The sequence below is a fragment of the Mesorhizobium sp. M4A.F.Ca.ET.022.05.2.1 genome (assembly GCF_003998845.1).
Taxonomy (GTDB): domain Bacteria; phylum Pseudomonadota; class Alphaproteobacteria; order Rhizobiales; family Rhizobiaceae; genus Mesorhizobium.
This window is the reverse complement of the sequence record NZ_RZOJ01000302.1, coordinates 1-7,329: the sequence shown is the minus strand read 5'-3', so window position 1 is coordinate 7,329 and position 7,329 is coordinate 1. Positions and strand designations below refer to the sequence as shown.

Here is a 7,329-nt window from a genome sequence, read left to right as displayed (position 1 = left end):
CGGCGCAGCCGCGCGACCGTTCCGACGCGCTGCCGGACATCCTGGCCGCTTGCGGGCTGAGGTCCGGCCACCGGATCGGCGCCATAGGCTGGAAGTCGTTCGGCGCTGGCGATGCCGGCTTTGGCGAGGCGACGCTCGACCTACCCTCCTTCATCGCCGACACGCTGCGCGCGCTCGCCGGCAACAACGGCGCGGTCCGGAATGCGGCCGATCTCTTGATGAACCCGGCCGACGGCCTGCGCGCGATCAACGAGGCCGATCAGCTTGCGGCCTTCGAATTCGCCGCGACCTTCTCCTCGCAAGGCCTGCGCAACGTGCTCCAGGGCATCGAACCCGACATGACCGAGCTGCAGGCGGCGCGGCTGATGGGCATCAACGGCCTGCCGCAATGCTGCCACCCGATGCTGTCCGCCGGCAGGCGCGCCCCCTATGGGCTGCCGAGCCCCCGCCTCGACATCATCAAGCGCGGCGATCCGATCACCATGGCCTACGGCATCCAGGGTTCGCTCAACGCCCGCGCCGGCTTCCTGGTCGAGAGCGCCGCCGAGCTGCCGCGGGGCATAAGCGATTACATCGAAAAGCTTGTGGCGCCCTATTTTTCCGCCGCCGTCGACTGGTACGAGACCATCGGCATCGGTGTCACCGGCGGCGCGCTGTGGAAAGCGGTGCACGAGCGCATCGGCGACCCGTTCTTCGGCGTTGGTCTCAATCCCGGCCATCTCATCCACATCGACGAGTGGATGCATTCGCCGGTGTTTTCAGGCTCCGGCATCCAACTGAAATCGGGGATGGCGCTGCAGGTCGACATCATCCCCGCAACCGGCACCGATTATTTCACCACCAACATCGAGGACGGCATCGCGCTCGCCGACGAACCGTTGCGCGAGGAGATCGCCGCGCGCTATTCGGAAGCCTGGAGTCGTATCGAGGCGCGCCGCGCCTTCATGGGCGATGTGCTCGGCATCCGGCTGAAGCCGGAAGTGCTGCCCTTCTCCAACATTCCCGCCTTCCTGCCGCCGTTCTGGCTTTCGCGCAACAGTGCAATGGCCGTCGCCGGGCGCTGATCACTTTTCGGCTGGACACGACTTACTTCCGCCGCACTTCGGCTGTCGGGGAGATATCGCGGTGGGTGGACGGCCTCTTTGGGGGCCCGATTGGATATTTTGGCGTGACTTTGAAGACGATTTGCATTCTTGCGCTTGCATTGCTGGTGGCCGGCTGCGGCGGCCGTAAAGCCGAGGAAATCCTCGGCAGTGCCGTTATGGCTACGCCGGTGACAGAAATCGCCGGCAACCACTCGATCTTCATCGCCACGACGCGCAAGCGTTCCGACGACCCGAACAAGGTCTTCGACGGCGAGCGCTCGGCGACGCTGAACTACGCCCGCGTCAACGTCACGGTTCCGCCGGTCCACGAGACGGGCCAGATCGAGCGACGCTCGCGCGGCAAGTCGGACGATCCCACCAAATATTTCATGGCCTCCGAGCTGGTCGGCTACGACACGCAGCCCAAATTCTCCAGCGCGCTCAACGCCGACATTGCAGCGCGCGGCGGCCGTGTCATGGTCTTCGTCCACGGCTACAACACCGGCTTCGACGACGCGGTCTATCGCCTGACGCAGATCGTCCACGATTCCGGCTACCCGGGCACGCCGGTGCTGTTCTCCTGGGCCTCGGGCGCCAAGACCACCGACTATGTCTACGATAAGGAAAGCGCCAGCGCCGCACGCGACCAGCTTGAGGTGACGCTGCGCATGCTCGCCCAGACCGGCGCGCGGCGCATCGACATCGTCGCTCATTCGATGGGAACCTGGGTGACCATGGAAACGCTGCGCCAGCTCGCCATCACCGGCGACCGCGACCTCGGCGGCAAGCTGGGCGACGTGGTGCTGGCCTCTCCCGACATCGACGTGGATGTCTTCAAGAGTCAGATGCGCCGCTACGGCAAGCCGGACAAGCCCTTCATCCTGCTCCTGTCCGACGACGACCGCGCGCTGCGGCTTTCCGGCCTGATCGCCGGCTCGCGCCCGCGCGTCGGCGACTACAAGGACGCGGCCGACCTCGCCACCTATGGCGTGACGGTCGTCGACCTCTCCAGTGCCAAGGGATCGGACAGCTTCAACCACACCAAGTTCGCCGATAATCCGGTGCTGGTTAAGATGATTGGCCAGCGGCTGCGCGAGGATGACGGCTTCGCCAGTGATCAGGCTGTAACCGACCGCATCAGCCAACTCGGACAGTAAGGGTAGGCCGTATCCGATCAGGATTGCCCACCATCCGTCAATTTTGAACTGGACCCGGCCGTGCTGCGGCCTTATCGAAATATCAATTGACGTCGCGGGATCGACGTCGTGCTTCGCGAGAGCCGCGTGATCGTGCGTTCGAACACTATTCTCGTCGCTGCCTTGGCACTGCTCGTTGCGGGCTGCGCCGGCCCGAATACGCATGACCTGCTCAACAAGACGACGGTTACGGTGCCGGGTTCCGACATTGCCGCGACGCACGAGATCTTCGTCGCCACCACCCGCCAGCAGGCGACGAAAGACCCAAGGCAGGTGTTCGACGGAGACCGCTCGCTGACCACCAGCTACGCCCGCGTCGACGTCACCGTCCCCAAGGTGCACCAGGTCGGCGCCATCGAACGCGCCAAGGGTTCGGCCGACAGCAACCCGGCCAAGCAGTTCACCGCCACCGAGGTCGTTCACTATGGGGACCAGCAGCAATTCGCCAAGGCCGTCGGCGCCAACATCGCCATAAGCGGCGACCGCGCTTTGGTCTTCGTGCACGGCTTCAACAACGGCTTCGACGATGGCGTCTTCCGGCTGACCCAGATCGCGCACGACACGAAATATCCAGGCACGCCGGTGCTGTTTTCCTGGGCGTCGAGCGGCAAGACGACCGGCTATATCTACGACAAGGACAGCTCCACAGCCGCGCGCGACGACCTCGAGGCGACGCTGCGGACGCTGGCCAAGACCCACGTCAAGAGCATCGATATCATCGCCCATTCGATGGGAACGTGGCTGACGATGGAGGCGCTGCGCCAGCTCGCCATCACCGGCGACCGCGATCTCGGCGGCAAGATCGGCTATGTCATCCTGGCCTCGCCGGACATCGACGTCGACGTCTTCAAGAAGCAGATGATCCGCTACGGCAAGCCCGACAAGCCCTTCGCCATCCTGCTTTCGGGAGACGACCGCGCGCTGAAGCTGTCTTCCCTGATTTCCGGCGACAAGCCGCGCGTCGGCGACTACGGCAATGCCGCCGACCTTGCCAGCTATGGCGTGGTCGTGGCGGATCTGACCAACACCAAGGGCGGCGACCGTTTGAACCATGCCAAGTTCGCGGACAATCCGATGCTGGTGCAACTGCTCGGCGACCGACTGCGTACACCAGCTGCCCTGCGATCGAACGAACCCAACTCGGCCGAGTTTGACAATATCGGCCAAGGCATTGGAAAGGCCGTGGGATCGGTCGCCGAAGTGGTCATCACCACGCCGTTCAAGGTGCTGACCATCGCCACTGGCGGATAGGCAAAGCGCGTCGGTCGATCAGAGAAACAGGTCGACTTTCTGGAACGTCGTCACGTCGATCAGGCCGACATCGGAAATCCTTAGTTCGGGGATGACCACCAGCGCCAGCAGCGAGTGCTGCATGTAGGCATTGTTCAGCGAACAGCCCATCTTGCGCATCGCCTCCGTTAACTGCTCGGCCTTGGCCGCGACTATCTCGGCACGCTCGTCCGACATCAGCCCGGCGATCGGCATCTCAACCAGCGCCAGTTCCTTGCCCTTTGAGAACAGCACGACGCCGCCGCCGACCTGACCCAGCCGGTTGACGGCCAGCGCCATATCCCGCTTGCTGGTGCCGACGGCGATGATGTGGTGGGCGTCATGCGCCACGCTCGACGCCATCGCGCAGTCCTCCATGTAGCCGAAACCGGAGACGAAGGCATTGGTGACACCGCCGGTGCCGCGGTGGCGCTCAACCAGCGCGATCTGGCACACATCGTTGCGACGGTCCATGCCGACCAGCCCGTCCTCGACCGGCAGGTCGGCCTCCAGCGCGCGCGTCGGCGCCTGGTTCTCGATCACGCCGATGACGCGCACGCGCACCTCGTTGGCGCCCTTCGGCGCCGCCACGTCGAAATCGCCGGCCTTGAGCTTCCTGCCGAGCTTGACCGTGTTCTTCGCTGTCTTCGGATAGTCGTAGGCCGGGATGTCGATGTCGAGCTTGCCGCCCTTGGCCAGCCTGACGCCGCGAGCATAGACCTCGTCGATGGTCATTGCCGCCAGATCGGAGACAATCAGCAGGTCGGCAAGCCGCCCCGGCGCGATCGAGCCGATCTCGCGCTCCAGTCTGAAATGCTGCGCGGTATTGAGCGTCGCCATCTGGATCGCCGTCACCGGCTTCAAACCCTGGCCGATGGCGTGGCGGACCACCCGGTCCATATGGCCTTCATGGACCAGCGTGCCGGAATGGCTGTCGTCGGTGCACAGCATGAAGTTGCGCGGGTCGAGCCCGCTCTCCGTCACCGCCTTGATCTGCGAAGCGACGTCATACCAGGCCGAGCCCAGTCTCAACATCGCCTTCATACCCTGGCGCACCCGCGCGATCGCATCTTCGGCTCGTGTGCCTTCATGATCGTCCTCCGGACCGCCGGCGACATAGCCGTGGAACGGCAGGCCGAGGTCACGCGAGGCATAGTGCCCGCCGACCGTCTTGCCGGCCTTCACGGTGGCGGCGATCTCGCCCGACATGACAGGGTCGTTGGCGGCGACGCCCGGGAAATTCATCACTTCGCCGAGCCCGATGATGTTATCCCAGCTCATCGCCTCGGCGACATCGGCGACCGTCAGCTCGGCGCCGGCATGTTCCAGCCCAGGCGCCGAAGGCACGCACGACGGCATCTGTACATGCACGTTGATCGGCATGGCGACGGCCTCGTCGTGCATCAGCCGCACGCCGGCAAGGCCTAGCACATTTGCAATCTCGTGCGGGTCGATGAACATCGAGGTGGTGCCGTGCGGAATCACGGCACGGCAGAACTCGGTCACCGTCACCATGCCGCTCTCGACATGCATGTGCGCGTCGCAAAGGCCGGGCACCAGATAGCGCCCACCGGCATCAACCACCTTGGTGCCTTGCCCGATGGCGTGGCCGGCATTCGGCCCGCAATAGGCGAAGCGCCCGCCGGCGATGGCGATGTCGGTGCCAGCGACGATCTCGCCTGAATGAACATTCACCCAACGGCCGTTGCGGATGACGAGATCGGCGGGTTTGCGCCCCATCGCGACATCGACGAGATGCGTCGCCACTTCCGCCCAGGGTTTGGGCTTTGCGGCGTTGGCGGTTTTGGCATTTGTCATCGGCAAGTCCTCTGCTGCCGCCAGTCTGGCAAAAGTCGGAGCAAGGAACCAGAGCCGTCTGCATGGGGTGCTGCAGCAGACCGCAATTGTTGACTATTTCACGCAAAAGGCGATGCTGCTCATCCGGCCTCAACCTAAGAGGGGAATGATGACCCGTTTCTGGAAAGCATTTGCCGCCGCCATTCTGCTCCTCGCATCAACTGGGTATTTTCGGTGCGGGTGACCCGGTGCTGCTCATCCATGGTGGCCTCGGCCACGCCGACATCTGGGCGAGCCAGGTGGCGACGCTTGCCAAAACGCACAAGGTCATTGTCGCTGACAGCTGCGGCCATGGCCGCTCCACCCGCACGGAGCAGCCCTATGGCTACGACCTGATGGCGTCGGACTATCTGGCGCTGCTCGACTACTTGAAGATCGACAAGACCGCGCTTGTCGGCTGGAGCGATGGCGGCATTATCGGTATCGACATCGCGCTGCATCATCCGGAACGGCTGACAAGGCTCTTTGCGCAGGCGGCGAATGTCACCACCGATGGCGTCGATCCGGGCGTGATGACCAACAAGACCTTTGCGGCCTACATCGAGCGCTCTGGGCGCGACTACAAGAAGATGTCGAAGACACCGGACCAGTATGACGCCTTCGTGGCGCAGATCAGCCATATGTGGGAGAGCGAGCCGGCCTGGACCAAGGAACAACTCGGCAAGATTACCACGCCGACCGCGATCGTCGCCGGCGACCATGACGAGGCGATCAAACGCGAGCACACCGAATACATGGCCTCGGTCATTCCTGGTGCGAAGCTAATCATCCTGCCCGACGCCAGCCATTTCGCCATGCTCCAGGCGCCGGACGAATACAGCAAGGCGGCGCTGGATTTCATCGACGCCAAATAGCCAGCGAGCCGGAATGTTCGTCGGTCGCTGACGATCATTCGGATTGGCGGAAAATGGCAGGGACGATCAGGTTCGCAATCTTCGCAGTGACGGCCGGCCTTGCCGGACTGGCATTCTTTACCTCGCATTCGTTCTGGACATGGGCCGCGCCTATCCTGATTTTCATCGCCGGCTCCGTGCTGGCCAAGTTCGCCTTCAACCGTCTGGCGTCGCCTCTCGAAAAGCAGCGCGACCTGGAGGATCGGGTGCGCGACCCGCCGGCGTAAACCGTTGTTGAATGAAGCCAATTCCGTTTTGCGGCGAATAAGGCTAGGTTGTACCGGGGAGTCTTTCGAAACCGTCATTTCGGAGAACTCGATGCGTAGATTGACGCTCGCCAGTGCCGGTTTACTTGCGCTGCTGTCCGGGTCGGCCCAGGCGGCGGACTTGGGCGCCGATCTGCCAATGACCGCCCCGGGGTTCGACTGGACTGGCTACTATGCCGGCCTGCAGGGCGGCTACGGCTGGGGAAACTCCGACATGAGTTCGACCGGTGGCGCGCCGTTTTCCGCCTCGCCGGATCTCAATGGCGGGTTCATCGGCGGCCACGTCGCCGGCCTCTGGCAGTTCGACCAGGCGGTTCTCGGCGCCCAGGCCGACCTCAACTATTCCTCGGTCGACGGCGCGGCGGACCTCGGTCTGGGAGATTCTGCCGGCGCCGAGATAAAATGGTTCGGCTCCGTCGACGCCAAGGCCGGCTACGCCATGGACCGCGTGTTGGTCTACGGCATCGGCGGCATCGCCTTTGCCGGCATCGAAGCGTCACGCAATGGCGTTGCAGACACGCGGACAGATGTCGGCTGGACGCTCGGTGCCGGCGTCGACTTTGCCCTCACGGACAAATTCGTCGTTGGCGCCCAATACCGGTACTACGATTTCCGTTCGGAACATTTCGACATTCCGGACGACCGCGATCAGGACGTCAAGCTCCACACCCTGGGAGTGAATTTGAGCTACAAATTCTGATCGCGGCCGGCTTGTTGCGCCCGGAAATGGGGTGGCCGGCGCCCGCAGGGGGCGGGGGGAATG

At 63.8% G+C, this 7,329-nt stretch carries 7 protein-coding genes and 1 pseudogene; 7 read left to right on the top strand and 1 reads right to left on the bottom strand.

The genetic code is table 11. The features are described 5' to 3' along the window. From EN745_RS25415 to EN745_RS25405, 3 genes are all read left to right on the top strand, one after another. A partial coding sequence (locus tag EN745_RS25415; protein WP_127422534.1) for a M24 family metallopeptidase occupies positions 1-1,064 on the top strand: 1,064 nt, incomplete at its 5' end. A 104-nt stretch (positions 1,065-1,168) separates the two neighbouring features. Further along, the gene (locus EN745_RS25410; RefSeq protein WP_126054337.1) at positions 1,169-2,242 is read left to right on the top strand and encodes an alpha/beta hydrolase; all 1,074 of its coding nucleotides are present in this window, start codon (positions 1,169-1,171) and stop codon (positions 2,240-2,242) included. Between the two features lie 132 nt (positions 2,243-2,374). Continuing rightward, positions 2,375-3,532, top strand: coding sequence for an alpha/beta hydrolase (locus EN745_RS25405; protein ID WP_189363157.1), 1,158 nt, complete (start codon positions 2,375-2,377; stop codon positions 3,530-3,532). 18 nt (positions 3,533-3,550) lie between these two features. Here EN745_RS25405 and ade read toward each other — a convergent pair whose 3' ends face one another. Next, positions 3,551-5,368, bottom strand: coding sequence for an adenine deaminase (gene ade, locus EN745_RS25400; protein WP_127422533.1), 1,818 nt, complete (start codon positions 5,366-5,368; stop codon positions 3,551-3,553). Between ade and EN745_RS37200 the strand changes: the two genes are divergently transcribed. The 4 genes and pseudogenes from EN745_RS37200 (at position 5,355) to EN745_RS25385 (ending at position 7,266) form a co-directional block, all read left to right on the top strand. Further along, positions 5,355-5,591, top strand: coding sequence for a hypothetical protein (locus tag EN745_RS37200; protein WP_245487829.1), 237 nt, complete (start codon positions 5,355-5,357; stop codon positions 5,589-5,591). The genes ade and EN745_RS37200 overlap by 14 nt on opposite strands. After that, positions 5,578-6,261, top strand: a pseudogene (locus tag EN745_RS25395) (alpha/beta hydrolase); the annotation flags it as partial. The gene EN745_RS37200 and the pseudogene EN745_RS25395, both read left to right, overlap by 14 nt. A gap of 53 nt (positions 6,262-6,314) precedes the next feature. Continuing rightward, entirely contained in the window at positions 6,315-6,527 is a 213-nt protein-coding gene (locus tag EN745_RS25390; protein WP_126054334.1) for a hypothetical protein, read from the top strand. 91 nt (positions 6,528-6,618) lie between these two features. Continuing rightward, positions 6,619-7,266 (top strand): outer membrane protein, encoded by a 648-nt coding sequence (locus tag EN745_RS25385; RefSeq protein ID WP_127422532.1) that lies wholly within the window; start codon positions 6,619-6,621, stop codon positions 7,264-7,266. The last annotated feature ends 63 nt before the right edge of the window (positions 7,267-7,329 follow it).

Bases quoted from the DNA above. Each gene is read 5' to 3' on its own strand.
- ade (WP_127422533.1), bottom strand. From the start codon at position 5,368: ATGACAAATGCCAAAACCGCCAACGCCGCAAAGCCCAAACCCTGGGCG.
- EN745_RS25385 (WP_127422532.1), top strand. From the start codon at position 6,619: ATGCGTAGATTGACGCTCGCCAGTGCCGGTTTACTTGCGCTGCTGTCC.
- EN745_RS25390 (WP_126054334.1), top strand. From the start codon at position 6,315: ATGGCAGGGACGATCAGGTTCGCAATCTTCGCAGTGACGGCCGGCCTT.